This is a genomic window from Streptomyces sp. AHU1, from assembly GCF_045343905.1.
GTDB lineage: Bacteria > Actinomycetota > Actinomycetes > Streptomycetales > Streptomycetaceae > Streptomyces > Streptomyces triticiradicis.
The window spans coordinates 6519038-6533526 of the sequence record NZ_CP174283.1; the positions used below are offsets into that span (position 1 = coordinate 6519038).

Genomic DNA, 14489 nt, shown 5'->3' on the forward strand with positions numbered 1-14489 from the left:
GGGCGGGGGCGGCCGGTCAGGCGCGAAGGCGGAGTCCGCGCGGGGTGGCGATGAAGCCCGCTCCTTCCAGGAGGGTGCCCAGCGGCGAGGTGAGGGCCGAAACACCGTTGACGCGCTCGACGGTGACCGTGCCGAGCGAGCCCGCGCGGGCGGCTGCGGCGAGGGCCTCCGCCGCGGGAGCCAGACGGGCGTCCTGCGCGAGGGGACCGTCCGGGTCGGCGGGCCAGGCCAGCAGCGTCTTGCCGCCGCGCTCCATGTAGAGGGCCAGATCACCGTCGACCAGGACGACCAGGGAACCCGCTTTGCGGCCCGGCTTGTGGCCCGCCTCCGTCGGTGACTCGGGCCACGGGAGGGCCGCGCCGTAGGCGTTGGCGGGGTCGGCGGCGGCCAGCACGACCGCCGGGGAGGCGGTACGGGGACGGGGGCGGGTGCCCGGGAAGCCCGCACCGCCGGGGTAGCCGGAACCGTAGGCCGGGTACGGCGGGCCGCCGCGGCCGGACGGGGTGTTCCGGCGGTGGGGCGCGCCCGAGTGGGGCGCGTCGGGGTGGGGGGAGCCTGCCGGGAAGGCGGAGTCGGCGGAGAAGGTGTGGTCGTCGCCGAGATCGAGGCCGAAGGCGGAGCCGGGCCCGTCCAGAGGGGCATCGGGGCCGGGTGCGAGGTCGTTCCAGGAATCCGGACCGCCGGGGAGACCGCCCCCGTCCACGAAGGAGTCGCGGCCGTGGCCCGTGCCGTCGAAGCCGGAGCCGGAACGCGGGAGAGCCGCGCTGTCCGGGAAGCCGTGGGCAGCGGGAGAGTCGTCCGGGACGGCCGGTTCGAGCAGGGCGGCACCCCGGTCGCGCGCGTTCGCCGCCGCCCGGAGCCGGTCCACCGCGCCGTCCATGGCGAACTGGGCCGCGCCGAGCCCCTCGACCACATAGCCCCGCCGGGCCTGGCCGCTGTCCTCGAAGGCCGACAGGACGCGGTACACCGCCGAGAAGCCTCCCTCGACGCCCTCCGCCGCGACGGCTCCACGGGTCACCACCCCGTGCCGGTCGAGCAGCGTCCGGGCCAGGGCGTGGGCGCGGACGGTGGTGTCGGGTTCCCGCTCGGGCAGCAGTGACCAGCGGCCCGCCACCGTGGGGGGACCGGTGCGCGACTGGGGGCGCGCCCCTCCGGTCAGGGAGCCGTAACGTCCGCGGGGGACCGAGCGCTTGGCGCGGTGGGCCGTGGAGCCCGCGGTGCGGCCCGAACCCAGGAGGGAGCGCATCGGCGCGAGCGTGTCGTTCGTCAGACGCCCGGACCAGGCCAGCTCCCAGATCGCGTCGGCGAGCTGGGGGTCGGTCGCGTCGGGGTGCGTGGTGGCGCGGACCTGGTCGGCGATCTGGCGGAAGAACAGGCCGTAGCCCCCCGAGAGGGTGTCGAGGACCGACTGGTGCAGGGCCGTCGGCTCCAGGGGGTGCGCGGCGGGAAGGAGCAGGGGCGCGGCGTCCGCCAGGTACAGCGACACCCAGCCGTCCTTGCCCGGCAGGGAACCCGCTCCGGCCCAGAGCACCTCACCGGCGGCCGTGAGCTCGTCGAGCAGCGCGGGTGTGTAACCGGCGACCCGGGACGGCAGCACGAGCTTCTCCAGCGCGGACGCAGGCACGGACGCGCCCTGCAACTGCTCGACGGCGCGGACCAGTCCGTCGACGCCGCGCAGCCCGTGGCCGCTGCCCACGTGCTGCCACTGCGGCAGGAACTGGGCGAGCGCGGCGGGCGGCACCGGTTCGAGTTCATGGCGCAGCGCCGCGAGCGAACGGCGGCGCAGTCTGCGCAGCACCGTCGCGTCGCACCACTCCTGGCCGATGCCCGCCGGATGGAACTCTCCCTGGACCACCCGGCCGTTCGCGGCGAGGCGGTGCAGCGCGCCGTCGGTGACGGCCGTACCGAGACCGAAGCGGGCGGCGGCCGTGGCGGAGGTGAACGGCCCGTGGGTGCGCGCGTACCGGGCGAGGAGGTCGCCGAGCGGGTCCTTGACCGGCTCGGTGAAGGCTTCCGGGACCCCGACGGGCAACGCCGTGCCGAGCGCGTCGCGCAGCCGGCCCGCGTCCTCGACGGCCGCCCAGTGGTCGGCTCCCGCGATCCGGACCCGGATGGCGCGGCGGGCGGCGGCCAGCTCGCCCGCCCACCGCGGCTGCGCGCCCCGCTCGGCCAGCTCGGCCTCCGTGAGCGGCCCGAGCAGCCGCAGCAGGTCGGCGACCCCCTCCACGTCCTTGACGCGGCGGTCCTCGGTGAGCCACTGGAGCTCGCGCTCCAGCTCGGTCAGGACGTCGGCGTCCAGCAGCTCGCGCAGTTCGGCCTGGCCCAGCAGCTCGGCCAGCAGCCGCGAGTCCAGCGACAGCGCGGCGGCCCGCCGCTCGGCGAGCGGCGAGTCGCCCTCGTACAGGAACTGGGCGACGTACCCGAAGAGCAGGGAGCGGGCGAAGGGGGAGGGTTCGGTGGTGGTCACCTCGACGAGCCGCACCTTGCGGGACTCGATGTCGCCCATCAGCTCCACGAGGCCGGGGACGTCGAAGACGTCCTGGAGGCATTCGCGCACCGCCTCCAGGACGATCGGGAACGAACCGAACTCGCTCGCCACCTGGAGCAGCTGGGCGGCGCGCTGCCGCTGCTGCCACAGAGGGGTACGCCTGCCGGGGTTGCGGCGCGGCAGGAGCAGGGCGCGGGCGGCGCATTCGCGGAAGCGGGCGGCGAAGAGGGCCGAACCGCCGACCTGGTCCGTGACGATCCGGTCGACCTCGCCCTTGTCGAAGGCGACGTCCGCCGCGCCGACCGGCGCCTGCTCCGCGTCCCACTCCGCGCCCGCCTTCGAAGGCTCCTGGTCGAGCAGGTCCAGGCCCATCAGATCGGCGTCGGGCAGCCGCAGCACGATGCCGTCGTCCGCGTGCATGACCTGGGCGTCCATGCCGTACCGCTCGGAGAGCTTGGCGCCCAGGGCGAGGGCCCAGGGGGCGTGGACCTGGGCGCCGAAGGGGGAGTGCACGACCACGCGCCAGTCGCCCAGTTCGTCGCGGAAGCGCTCGACGACGATCGTCCGGTCGTCCGGGACGTGCCCGCACGCCTCGCGCTGTTCGGTGAGGTACGCGATGACGTTGTCGGCGGCCCAGGCGTCCAGGCCCGCGGCGAGCAGGCGCGGGCGGGCGTCGCCCTCGGGGAGCGAGCCGACCTCCCGGAGGAACGCGCCCACCGCGCGGCCCAGTTCGAGCGGACGCCCGAGCTGGTCGCCCTTCCAGAAGGGCAGCCGGCCGGGGACGCCGGGGGCGGGGGAGACCAGGACCCGGTCCCTGGTGATGTCCTCGATGCGCCAGGAGCTGGTGCCGAGGGTGAAGACGTCGCCCACCCGGGACTCGTAGACCATCTCCTCGTCGAGCTCGCCGACCCGGCCGCCGCCCTTCTTGGGGTCGGTCCCCGCGAGGAACACCCCGAAGAGTCCGCGGTCGGGGATGGTGCCCCCGGAGGTGACGGCGAGACGCTGGGCGCCGGGGCGGCCGGTCACCGTGCCCGCGACGCGGTCCCACACCACACGGGGCCTCAGCTCGGCGAAGGCGTCCGACGGATAGCGGCCCGCGAGCATGTCGAGCACGGCGGTGAACGCCGACTCCGGGAGCGAGGCGAAGGGGGCCGCCCGGCGGACCGTGGCGAGCAGGTCGTCGACCTGCCAGGTGTCGAGCGCCGTCATGGCCACGAGCTGCTGGGCCAGCACGTCCAGTGGATTGGAGGGGACCCGCAGGGACTCGATGGAGCCGGTGCGCATCCGCTCGGTGACCACGGCCGCCTGCACCAGGTCGCCCCGGTACTTGGGGAAGACGACACCGGTGGAGACCGCGCCGACCTGGTGACCCGCGCGGCCCACGCGCTGGAGCCCCGAGGCCACGGACGGCGGCGACTCGACCTGGACGACGAGGTCGACCGCGCCCATGTCGATGCCCAGTTCGAGGCTGGAGGTGGCGACCACGGCGGGGAGACGGCCGGCCTTCAGGTCCTCCTCGACCTGTGCCCGCTGCTCCTTGGAGACCGAACCGTGGTGGGCGCGGGCGATGACGGGCGGCGCCCCCTGCGCCGCGCCCGAGCCGCCCATCAGCTCGGCCGGCGCGTGGGCCTCCTCCAGGGGCTCGCCGGTCGCCCTCTCGTACGCGATCTCGTTGAGCCGGTTGCACAGGCGCTCGGCCAGCCGGCGCGAGTTGGCGAACACGATCGTCGAGCGGTGGGACTGGACGAGGTCGGCGATCCGCTCCTCGACGTGCGGCCAGATGGAGGGCTTCTCCGCGCCCTCCTTGCCGTCGGCGGCGGGGGACCCGCCCAGCTCGCCCAGGTCCTCCACCGGGACGACCACGGAGAGGTCGAACTCCTTGCCGGACGGCGGCTGGACGATCTCCACCTTGCGGCGGGGCGAGAGGTAGCGTGCCACCTCGTCCACGGGACGGACCGTCGCGGAGAGGCCGATGCGCCGGGCGGGCTTCGGCAGCAGCTCGTCGAGACGCTCCAGGGTGAGCGCGAGATGGGCGCCGCGCTTGGTGCCCGCGACCGCGTGCACCTCGTCCAGGATCACCGTCTCGATGCCGGTCAGCGCGTCGCGCGTGGCCGAGGTCAGCATCAGGAACAGCGACTCGGGGGTCGTGATCAGGATGTCCGGCGGGCGGGTGGCCAGCGCCCGGCGCTCGGCGGGCGGGGTGTCGCCGGAGCGGATGCCCACCTTCACCTCCGGCTCCGGCAGCCCGAGCCGCACGGACTCCTGCCGGATGCCGGTCAGCGGACTGCGCAGATTGCGCTCCACGTCGACCGCGAGCGCCTTGAGCGGCGACACGTACAGCACCCGGCAGCGCTTGCGCGGGTCCGCGGGCGGTGGCGTCGAGGCCAGTTGGTCCAGCGCGGCGAGGAACGCGGCCAGCGTCTTGCCGGAACCGGTGGGGGCGACGACCAGCACGTCCGAGCCCGCGCCGATGGCCGCCCACGCCCCGGCCTGGGCCGCGGTGGGCGCGGAGAAGGCCCCCGTGAACCAGCCGCGGGTCGCGGGGGAGAAGCCGTCGAGCGCTCGGTGTGCGGAGCTGACCATGCGTCCATCCTGCACCCGCCCACTGACAACCGCGCCGACCTGCGAGAACGTCAGGACCGAGCGGGTCGGCGGAGAACCGTGCCGTACAGGACCGTGCCGCACAGGACCGTGCTGTACAGGTCCGGGCGGACGGGGCGAAGCGTGACGGGCAGACGGGGGCAGGCGTGACGGGCAGGCGGGGCAGGCAGAGCAGGCGGGACGGGCGTCGGCGGCCGGTCCCGGCACGGTGGCGGACAATGAGGACGTGGCAGGTTCGGGGCAGGAGCGGGCACGGCACTGGCAGTATCCGGAGCTGCCCGGTGTCGATCTGCTGCGGGCCCGCTACGTCGAGAAGATCTTCGTGCGGCACACCCACGAGAACTTCGTCATCGCCGCCGTCGCCGAGGGCGTCGAGGTCTTCCACCACGGCGGCGCCGACCAGTACGTGGGCCCGGGTTCGCTGGCCCTGGTCAACCCCGACACCCCGCACACCGGGCGCGCGGGCGTTCCCGAGGGCTGGAGGTACGGCGCGGTGTACCCCTCGCCGGACATGGTGGCCGGGATCGCCGCCGAGACCACCACCCTTCGCGGCACCCCCGGATTCAGCCGCCCGGTGCTCGACGACCCCTACGCGGCGAGCCTGGTCCACCAAGTGCTCAGGGCCGCCGAGGAGGGCAACGCCCTGGCCGCCGACACCCTGCTGAGGGTCGCCGTGACCCGGCTGCTGCGCCTGAACGGAGGGCCGCTGCCGCAGCGGGCCGTGCGCACCGCCGGCGGCCGGCTCGCGGCACGCGCGCGTGGCGTGCTGGACGAGCGGATGGCCGAGCCGCCGACCCTGGAGCGGCTCGCGGCCGACCTCGGCACCAGCCCGTTCGCGCTGCTGCGCGCCTTCCGGGACACCTACGGCATGCCGCCCCACACCTGGCTGACCGACGCCCGGGTGCGCCGGGCGCGCCGGCTCCTGGACGCCGGGTCCACCCCCGCCGAGGCGGCCGTCGCCGTCGGCTTCACCGACCAGCCGCACCTCAACCGTCACTTCAGCCGGATCGTGGGCGTACCTCCGGGCGCCTACCAGCGGGAGCGCAAGAACGTACAAGACGCGGGCGGACGTCTCCTCGTACCGTCCGACGCGTGGCACAACAGACAGCTCCCCCAGACATACGCGGCGCACAAGACGGAAAACCCGACGCGGCCGTCGTCCGCGACGCCCTCGGAGTCGGGGTCGCCGTCGGACTGTCCGGTTTCGCCTTCGGGGTGACCTCGGCCGGCAGCGGCCTCAGCCTGCTCCAGACCTGCGCCCTCAGCCTCCTGGTGTTCACCGGGGCCTCGCAGTTCGCGCTCGTGGGCGCGCTCGCGGCCGGGGGCAACCCGCTCACCGCGGCCGCCGGAGCGTTCTTCCTCGGGGTCCGGAACGCCTTCTACGGACTGCGTCTGTCCCAGCTCTTGGCCCTCCCGCGCGCGGTGCGCCCGTTCGCCGCGCAGTGGGTGATCGACGAGACCACGGCCGTGGCGCTCGCCCAGCCCACCCGTCGCAGCGTCCGGATCGGCTTCACCGTCACCGGGCTGTCCCTCTATCTGCTGTGGAACCTCACCACGCTGCTCGGCGCGGCCGGGGCCGAGGCCATCGGCGACACCGACGCGTGGGGCCTGGACGCGGCCGGGCCCGCGGTGTTCCTGGCCCTGCTCGCGCCGATGCTGAGGACCACCACGGAACGCGCCGTCGCGGGGATCGCCGTCCTTCTGGGGCTCGGTCTGCTGCCCGTGCTGCCCGCCGGGGTCCCGGTGCTGGTGGCCGCCCTGGCCGCCCCCGCCGTGCTCTACGTGACGGGGCGCCGCCGCGCGGACACCGTCCGCCACGCCTCCGCCGGCGTGCCGGACGGGGCTCCGGCCGGTGCCGTGGACGAGCCACCGGCCGCCGAGCGGAACGGCGGACCGGACGTGTCGGGAGAAGAACGTTGAACATCTGGATCGCCATCGGCGTCACCGCCGTGGGCTGCTACGCCGTCAAACTCATCGGTCTGCTGATCCCCGCGGGCGTGCTGGAGCGGCCGCTCGTGCAACGCCTCGCCGCCCTGCTGCCCGTCGCGCTCCTGGCCGCCCTCACGGCCCAGCAGACCTTCGCCGACGGACGGGTGCTCGTTGTCGACGCGAAGGCCGCCGGGCTCGCCGCGGCGGCCGTCGCGCTGATCCTGCGTGCCCCGTTCCTGGTGGTGGTCGCCGCGGCGGTGGTGGTGACGGCCGGGGTCCGCGCGCTGACGGGCTGACCCCCGGACACGCGGCGCCACCCTCAGGCACGCGGCGCCGTCCCCGGACACGCGACGCCGCCCCTCCCCGGACACCTCGGGCTTCCGGACGCCTCGGAACCCCTGGACGTCCCGGAGTCCCCGGACATCCCGTACGCCCTGGATCCCCCGGGCGCACCGGAGCACCCGGGGCCGGGCCGCCGGTGGTCTCAGCCGACGGCCCGGCCGTACGCCCGGAGCGTGCGCAGCGCCTCGACGGTCACGATGGGACGGCTCTCCAGCGCGGTGCCCGGTGCCCACTGGCGCCAGTGGACCGGCCACCCGCCGTCCTCCTGCTGCTCGTCCGCGAGGTGGTCCAGCGAGCGGGCCATCTCCTCGTCGGTGAACCACGCGCGCGCGAGCGAGTCCGGCGTCCGCGCGTAGTCGTGCGGGAAGTGGTGCTCCCCCGGCGCGTAGCCGGGCGAAACGGGGTAGGCCTCCAGGCGCCCGGGGTCCAGCGCGGCGAGCCGCTGCTCCCGGACGAGCCGTCCCAGCCGGTCGGCGCACGCCTCCGCGCGCGGGCGGTCGGCCGCGGAGTCCAGGAAGACGACGGCCGCCTCGACCTCGTAGGGATGGGACTTCTCCAGGGACTCCACCGCCTGCCAGCAGAAGTCGGTGGCCCGGAACAGCCAGGCGTTCCACACCTCGTTGCGGTGCAGCAGGCCCACGACCGGGCCGGTGGCGAGGAGTTCGCTCGGCGGATCGTCGACGACCGGCACGAAGGGGGCCGCCGGATAGCCGCGCTGGCTCGGATGGACGGCCGGCAGCGCGCCGTCCCCGGTCGACACGGAGGTCAGATAGCGGCACACCCGTTCCACGCGCTGCCCGCCGCAGCGCCCGATCGAGTCGAGCACGCGCAGGGCGTGCCCGGTGTGCAGCGGCTGGCTGACCGGACCGCGCAGATCGGGTTCGAGCGCGTGCCCGTACCCCTCGTCGTCGTTGCGGTAGGCGGCCAGCGCCGTCTCCACCGCGTCGGCGCCGCCACCGAGGAAGTGGTAGGCGAAGCGGCGCTGTTCCAGCACGCGCGCGGTGAGCCAGACGAAGTGCTCGGCACGTGCGAGAGGGGAGTGCGCGGGGGACGTCTGGGGGAGTGGAGATGCTCCGGTTTCGGCCATGCGTCAGACCGTAGGGCGGAAAGCGGTCTCGGAAAGCGGTCCCGGCTCGGGCCCACTCTCAGGGGCGGGATACTGGAGTCATGCGGTTGACGGTCTTCTGGCAGCGAATGGCTGATCACTTCGGCGCGGGGTACGCCGAGACGTTCGCGCGCGATCATGTGATGACGGAACTCGGCGGGCACACCGTCCACGAGGCGCTGGACGCGGGCTGGGAGGCCAAGGACGTGTGGCGCGTGGTGTGCGCGACCATGAACGTTCCGTACGAAAAGCACTGAAGGGGACCGAGGGCGGGCACCGAAGGGGACCGAGGACCGGGAAAGACCGGGGGGACCCGGCTCCGGCGCCGGTGGCGTGGGCCAGACTTGGCGGGTGGCCCCGACAGACGAGAACACGCAGGTCGATCAGCAGTCATCACCGTTCGGCACGACGCCGCCCGGTCCACCCGGCACCGGCACCGCCGGGCCGGGTGCGCGCATGCCGCGCTGGCTGCCGCGCGCCATGGTGCTCGCCCTCGCGCTCGTCGCCGTGTTCCAGCTGGGCAGCTGGGCCTTCCACCAGCTCACCGGCCTGCTGATCAACATCCTGATCTCGTTCTTCCTCGCGCTCGCGATAGAGCCCGCGGTCAGCTGGATGGCCTCGCGGGGCATGCGCAGGGGGCTGGCCACCTTCCTCGTCTTCCTGGGCTCGTTGATCATGATCGCCGGGTTCTTCACCCTGCTCGGCTCGATGCTCGCGGGCCAGATCATCAAGATGATCGAGGGCTTCCCCGACTACCTCGACTCGGTCATCAACTGGATCAACACGCACTTCCACACCGACCTCAGGCGGGTCGACATCCAGGAGGGCCTGCTCCACTCCGACTGGCTGCGGAAGTACGTGCAGAACAGCGCCACCGGCGTCCTGGACGTGTCCGGGCAGGTGCTCGGCGGCCTCTTCCAGCTGCTGACGGTCGCGCTGTTCTCGTTCTACTTCGCCGCCGACGGGCCCCGGCTGCGGCGCGCGCTGTGCTCGGTGCTGCCGCCAGCCCGCCAGGCCGAGGTGCTGCGCGCCTGGGAGATCGCCGTCGACAAGACCGGCGGCTACCTGTACTCGCGCGGCCTGATGGCACTCATCTCGGGCGTGGCCCACTACATCCTGCTGGAGGCGCTGGGCGTGCCCTACGCTCCCGTGCTCGGTGTGTGGGTCGGTCTGGTCTCGCAGTTCATCCCGACCATCGGCACCTATCTCGCGGGCGCCCTGCCGATGCTGATCGCGTTCACGATCGACCCCTGGTACGCGCTGTGGGTCCTGGTCTTCGTCGTGGTCTACCAGCAGTTCGAGAACTACGTCCTCCAGCCCAAGCTGACCTCCAGGACGGTGGACATCCACCCCGCGGTCGCCTTCGGATCCGTGATCGCGGGCACCGCGCTCCTCGGGGCCGTCGGCGCGCTGATCGCCATTCCCGCCGTCGCCACCCTGCAGGCGTTCCTCGGGGCGTACGTGAAGCGCTACGACGTCACGGACGACCCGCGGGTGCACGGGCACCGCACGCGCGGTTCGACGGGCCTCCTCGCACGCGTGCGGCGGCAGCTCGGCCGGTGACGTGACCGGGTGCCGGAGCGGTGGCGTTCACCAGGTGAGGGCGGCCTGGACACCGGTCACGACGACGGCCGTCGCGTAACAGCCGACCGCCCACAGCACGATCCGCTCCCTGACCGGCTCGCTCCGGTCGGTGCGCGACAGCAGCCAGGCCAGCGCGGGCAGCACCAGCACGGCGTGCAGGCTCACGCCGTGCAGCGGCTTGAGCGGAGCCGTCGAGTGGTACGCGGCCTCCTGGTGGCCGGTCCTGGTGAGGATCACCCCGCGCGCGATCATCACGGCGCCCGACGCCAGCGCGACGAGCAGGATCGCGAACCCCGAGCGCACGGCGAGCGGCATGCCGGCGGGCCCCGAGGGCCGGCTCCGGAAGGAGGCGACCGCGAACGCGGTCAGCACCACGACCAGAACCCCGCCGCCCACCGCGAGCGTCATGGACACCGCCGTGTCGAAGCCGGTTTCCATGTCGAGGTGGGAGGGGACCCGGCGCCACGCCTGAAGGGTGATCCCGCCGACCTCCACCACGCAGTCGGCGGCGAACACGAGGAGCAGCGCGGCACGCGGCCCCGCCGCCATCCGTACGTACGAGGTGACCCAGGTGACCGCGATCAGGGTCAGCCCGAAGGAGAGCCCGAACGTGACGGGCTTGCGCCAGGAGACGGGACCGTCCCACGGGCCGCCGTCGACGACGAGGACCAGCAGGTGCAGGAGGCCCGAGAGGACGAGCAGGGCACCCGTCGCGCAGCAGAGCCGCTCGGCCGGCCGGAGCGGGGGCTTCGGCGGTGCCGGGGGACGGGTCTTCGTCGTTCGCATGGCCGACAGCCTGCCGGGCGGGCCCGGTCCCGTCGTCGTACGGCCGAAGACACCGGCCGTACGACGTGGAGAGTAGACCGGCCCGGGGTGGGAACCGGGGTCGGTATCACTGGATCTTCGGGCGTCGCCGGAGCGCGAACGAGGTCTCGGAGGGGCCGTGTGGCGCGCTTGACACTAAAATCGAACATCCATTCTCATGGAGGTTCCGGCGAGGCTTTCGACGGGCGATTCGGCATGGTTTCGACAGGAATGTGCCCGAGTTGTCCACAGGCCGGACGGCCGTCGGGGCGCATTGTCAGTGGCAGGCGTTAGCGTCTTTGACGTGAAGCGATCGACTCAAGCAAACCGGGTGGAACCCATGGCAGGAACCGACCGCGAGAAGGCGCTCGACGCCGCGCTCGCGCAGATTGAACGACAGTTCGGCAAGGGTGCCGTGATGCGCCTGGGCGAGCGGCCGAACGAGCCCGTCGAGGTCATCCCCACCGGGTCGACCGCGCTCGACGTCGCCCTCGGTGTCGGCGGCCTGCCGCGCGGCCGAGTGGTGGAGGTGTACGGCCCGGAGTCCTCCGGCAAGACGACCCTCACCCTGCACGCGGTGGCGAACGCGCAGAAGGCCGGCGGCCAGGTGGCGTTCATCGACGCCGAGCACGCCCTCGACCCCGAGTACGCGAAGAAGCTCGGCGTCGACATCGACAACCTGATCCTGTCGCAGCCGGACAACGGCGAGCAGGCGCTGGAGATCGTGGACATGCTGGTCCGCTCCGGCGCGCTCGACCTCATCGTCATCGACTCCGTCGCCGCGCTGGTGCCGCGGGCGGAGATCGAGGGCGAGATGGGCGACTCGCACGTGGGTCTGCAGGCCCGTCTGATGAGCCAGGCCCTGCGGAAGATCACCAGCGCGCTCAACCAGTCGAAGACCACGGCGATCTTCATCAACCAGCTCCGCGAGAAGATCGGCGTGATGTTCGGCTCCCCGGAGACCACGACCGGTGGCCGGGCGCTGAAGTTCTACGCCTCGGTGCGACTCGACATCCGCCGCATCGAGACGCTGAAGGACGGCACGGAGGCGGTCGGCAACCGCACGCGCGTCAAGGTCGTCAAGAACAAGGTCTCGCCGCCCTTCAAGCAGGCCGAGTTCGACATCCTCTACGGGCAGGGCATCAGCCGTGAGGGCGGCCTGATCGACATGGGCGTGGAGCACGGCTTCGTGCGCAAGGCCGGCGCCTGGTACACGTACGAGGGCGACCAGCTCGGCCAGGGCAAGGAGAACGCCCGCAACTTCCTGAAGGACAACCCCGACCTCGCCAACGAGATCGAGAAGAAGATCAAGGAGAAGCTGGGCGTCGGTGTGAGGCCCGAGCAGCCCGCCGGCGAGCCGGGCGCGGACGCCGCGGTCTCGGCCACCCCGGACGACGCCGCGAAGACGGTGCCCGCTCCGGCCGCCAAGACCACCAAGTCCAAGGCCGCCGCGGCCAAGAGCTAGTCCATGACACGACGAACCGACTGGGCCGAGTACACCTATCCCCTTCCCGAGGGGCCGGGGCAGGGGTACGGCGGGGGCGACGGCGGCCCGGCCGGAGACGGCGACCGGTCCTACGACGGTGCCGGGGGGTACGGCGGACGGCCGTACGGCACCGACGGCGGGCCCTATGGAACCGGTGGTTTCCACGGCGTCGGTCCGGACGAGGGTGACCCGGACGGCGGAGGTCCGACGGGCGGTGACGCACGGCACGGTGACGGCCTGCCGCGCGGGCACGGTGCGCCGGACACGGCCTCCCGGCGCGGTGGCCGCGCCGAGGGCGGACCGCGCGGTGGACGGGGTCGAAGGCGCGGCGGTTTCGGCGAGCCGTCCGGCGACCCGCGAGACGGAGGCACCCCCTCCTCGTCGAGGGCCGAGAAGGGGGAGTCCCCGGCGGACCCGGCTGAGCGGGCGCGGGCGATCTGCCTGCGCCTGCTCACCGGGACCCCGCGCACGCGCAAGCAACTGGCGGACGCGTTGCGCAAGCGCGAGATCCCGGACGAGGTGGCGGACGAAGTGCTGTCACGGTTCGAGGAGGTCGGGCTGATCAACGACGGCGCCTTCGCGGACGCCTGGGTCGAGTCCCGGCACCATGGCCGGGGGCTGGCCCGGCGGGCGCTCGTCCAGGAACTGCGGACCAAGGGCGTGGAATCGACGCTGATCGACGAGGCCGTCGGACAGCTCGACTCCGAGCGGGAGGAGGCGACCGCGCGTGAGCTGGTCGAGCGCAAGCTGCGCTCCACCCGCGGGCTCGACCGCGACAAGCGGCTGAGACGCCTCGCCGGCATGCTCGCCCGCAAGGGCTACTCCCAGGGCATGGCCCTGCGCGTGGTCCGCCAGGCGCTGGAGGAAGAGGGCGAGGACACGGAAGGGCTCGAGGACGAGGGGTTCTGATCCCGCGGGCGCCCGTACGCGTACCCTCGCGGACTTCCATACGAGGTCGGCCGTACGAGGCCGGTTCGTCCGGGCCGCGGTCGAGGCGTCTCGACCGGTCCGTCCCGTGTACCGGCTGGACCGGACACTTCTGTGCGTGCCCCTCGGTCGGCTGCTCGTGCGGGCGCGGACCCGACCAGGCCGTGCGCACGCCGGCCCGACCGGTCTGCCATGGGCGTGCCGGTGACCGCCCTTCGGGAGTGCGAGCGGGGTCAGCCCTCCGTGCCGGTGGCCGTCACGGGAAGACCGGCGCTCTTCCACGCCTGGAAGCCGCCGACGAGATCGGTGGCCCTGTGCAGTCCCAGCCGTTGCAGGGACTCGGCGGCGAGGCTGGAGGCGTAGCCCTCGTCGCAGAACAGCACGATCCGCAGGTCGTGACTCGTGGCCTCCGGGACGCGGTGGCTGCCCGTGGGGTCGAGCCGCCACTCCAGTTCGTTGCGCTCGATGACGAGGGCGCCGGGGACCAGACCGTCCCGTTCGCGCAGGGCGGCGTACCGGGTGTCGACCAGAAGCGCTTCGCCGCGTCGTACGGCTTCGAAGGCCTCCGCGGCCTCCACGCGGTCCAGGCCCGCGCGGACCCGCTCCAGCAACGCGTCGATGCCCACGGGCTGTCGGGGGTCGCTCACTGCCAGTCCTCCGGACGCTCGACGTGCTCCAGGCGCAGGATCTGGCCCGTGCGGCTGTAACGGCGGATCTGCGGGAGCGGCGGGTAGTAGGCGTGGACCGAGACCGCGTGCTCCTCGGCGGACTCGTTGAGCACCTCGTGCACGTGATGGCGGCCGAAGGCGCGACCGGTGCCCGCGGGCAGCTTCCGCTGCCGGTCGATCTCCTCGGCGAGTTCCAGGGTCTTCCAGCCGTCGGCGGGCAGCCGGGCGGCGAGCGAGTTCTCCTTGAGCTCGCCCGACGCGGTGAGGAAGGCGCCCACCGATTCGGCGTGGTCGTGCCAGCCGGTTCCGGTGCCGGGCGGCCAGCCGATGAGCCAGGCCTCGCTGCCGCCGGGGCCTTCGAGCCGTACCCAGGTACGGCCCTCGGGGTCGAGGGGGAGCGAGGCGATCAGCTCGGCGTCGGCCGCCGTGCGGCGTACGAAGGCCAGCAGGTCGGCCTGGGTCGGCGGGCGTGCGCCGCCGGACACGGCGGACGGCAAGGAGTCGGCGGAGGGCACGGAGGAGGCGGCGACGGGGGCAGACGTGGAGACAGGAGGT

12 protein-coding genes are annotated in these 14489 nt (G+C 73.5%); 7 read left to right on the forward strand and 5 right to left on the reverse strand.

What is annotated here, in order from left to right:
* Positions 1-16: 16 nt before the first annotated feature.
* Positions 17-5071 carry an ATP-dependent helicase gene (locus tag ACICHK_RS29055; RefSeq protein WP_406839162.1) on the reverse strand — a complete coding sequence of 1685 codons (5055 nt, stop codon included), beginning with the start codon at positions 5069-5071 and terminating at the stop codon, positions 17-19.
* A gap of 244 nt (positions 5072-5315) precedes the next feature.
* Between ACICHK_RS29055 and ACICHK_RS29060 the strand changes: the two genes are divergently transcribed.
* From ACICHK_RS29060 to ACICHK_RS29070, 3 genes are read left to right on the forward strand one after another with little or no spacing between them, the layout of a single operon-like run.
* The gene (locus tag ACICHK_RS29060; RefSeq protein WP_406839163.1) at positions 5316-6308 is read left to right on the forward strand and encodes an AraC family transcriptional regulator; all 993 of its coding nucleotides are present in this window, start codon (positions 5316-5318) and stop codon (positions 6306-6308) included.
* The gene (locus ACICHK_RS29065; protein WP_406841344.1) at positions 6209-7009 is read left to right on the forward strand and encodes an AzlC family ABC transporter permease; all 801 of its coding nucleotides are present in this window, start codon (positions 6209-6211) and stop codon (positions 7007-7009) included. The genes ACICHK_RS29060 and ACICHK_RS29065 overlap by 100 nt, the downstream gene beginning before the upstream one ends.
* Complete coding sequence (locus ACICHK_RS29070; protein ID WP_151468794.1) at positions 7006-7314, forward strand: AzlD domain-containing protein; 309 nt, start codon at positions 7006-7008, stop codon at positions 7312-7314. The genes ACICHK_RS29065 and ACICHK_RS29070 overlap by 4 nt, the downstream gene beginning before the upstream one ends.
* A 188-nt stretch (positions 7315-7502) precedes the next feature.
* Here the strand turns inward: ACICHK_RS29070 and ACICHK_RS29075 are convergent, their stop codons facing one another.
* On the reverse strand, positions 7503-8447 hold the full coding sequence (locus tag ACICHK_RS29075) for a hypothetical protein (protein WP_406839164.1): 945 nt from the start codon (positions 8445-8447) through the stop codon (positions 7503-7505).
* A gap of 80 nt (positions 8448-8527) precedes the next feature.
* On the opposite strand from ACICHK_RS29075, the gene ACICHK_RS29080 reads away from it, so the two are divergent.
* Positions 8528-8722, forward strand: coding sequence for a DUF3046 domain-containing protein (locus tag ACICHK_RS29080; RefSeq protein WP_151468792.1), 195 nt, complete (start codon positions 8528-8530; stop codon positions 8720-8722).
* A 94-nt stretch (positions 8723-8816) separates the two neighbouring features.
* Entirely contained in the window at positions 8817-10028 is a 1212-nt protein-coding gene (locus tag ACICHK_RS29085) for an AI-2E family transporter (RefSeq protein WP_406839165.1), read from the forward strand.
* Between the two features lie 27 nt (positions 10029-10055).
* Here the strand turns inward: ACICHK_RS29085 and ACICHK_RS29090 are convergent, their stop codons facing one another.
* Entirely contained in the window at positions 10056-10835 is a 780-nt protein-coding gene (locus ACICHK_RS29090; protein ID WP_406839166.1) for a hypothetical protein, read from the reverse strand.
* A 358-nt stretch (positions 10836-11193) separates the two neighbouring features.
* On the opposite strand from ACICHK_RS29090, the gene recA reads away from it, so the two are divergent.
* Complete coding sequence (gene recA / locus ACICHK_RS29095) at positions 11194-12318, forward strand: recombinase RecA (protein WP_103552931.1); 1125 nt, start codon at positions 11194-11196, stop codon at positions 12316-12318.
* A gap of 3 nt (positions 12319-12321) precedes the next feature.
* On the forward strand, positions 12322-13248 hold the full coding sequence (gene recX / locus ACICHK_RS29100; protein WP_406839167.1) for a recombination regulator RecX: 927 nt from the start codon (positions 12322-12324) through the stop codon (positions 13246-13248).
* Positions 13249-13499: 251 nt separating this feature from the next.
* On the opposite strand, the gene ACICHK_RS29105 is transcribed toward recX, so the two are convergent.
* Both ACICHK_RS29105 and ACICHK_RS29110 read right to left on the reverse strand, forming a co-directional pair.
* Positions 13500-13913 (reverse strand): rhodanese-like domain-containing protein, encoded by a 414-nt coding sequence (locus ACICHK_RS29105; RefSeq protein ID WP_151468788.1) that lies wholly within the window; start codon positions 13911-13913, stop codon positions 13500-13502.
* Complete coding sequence (locus ACICHK_RS29110) at positions 13910-14449, reverse strand: cysteine dioxygenase (protein ID WP_406841345.1); 540 nt, start codon at positions 14447-14449, stop codon at positions 13910-13912. Before ACICHK_RS29110 ends, ACICHK_RS29105 begins: the two co-directional genes overlap by 4 nt.
* Positions 14450-14489: the final 40 nt, after the last annotated feature.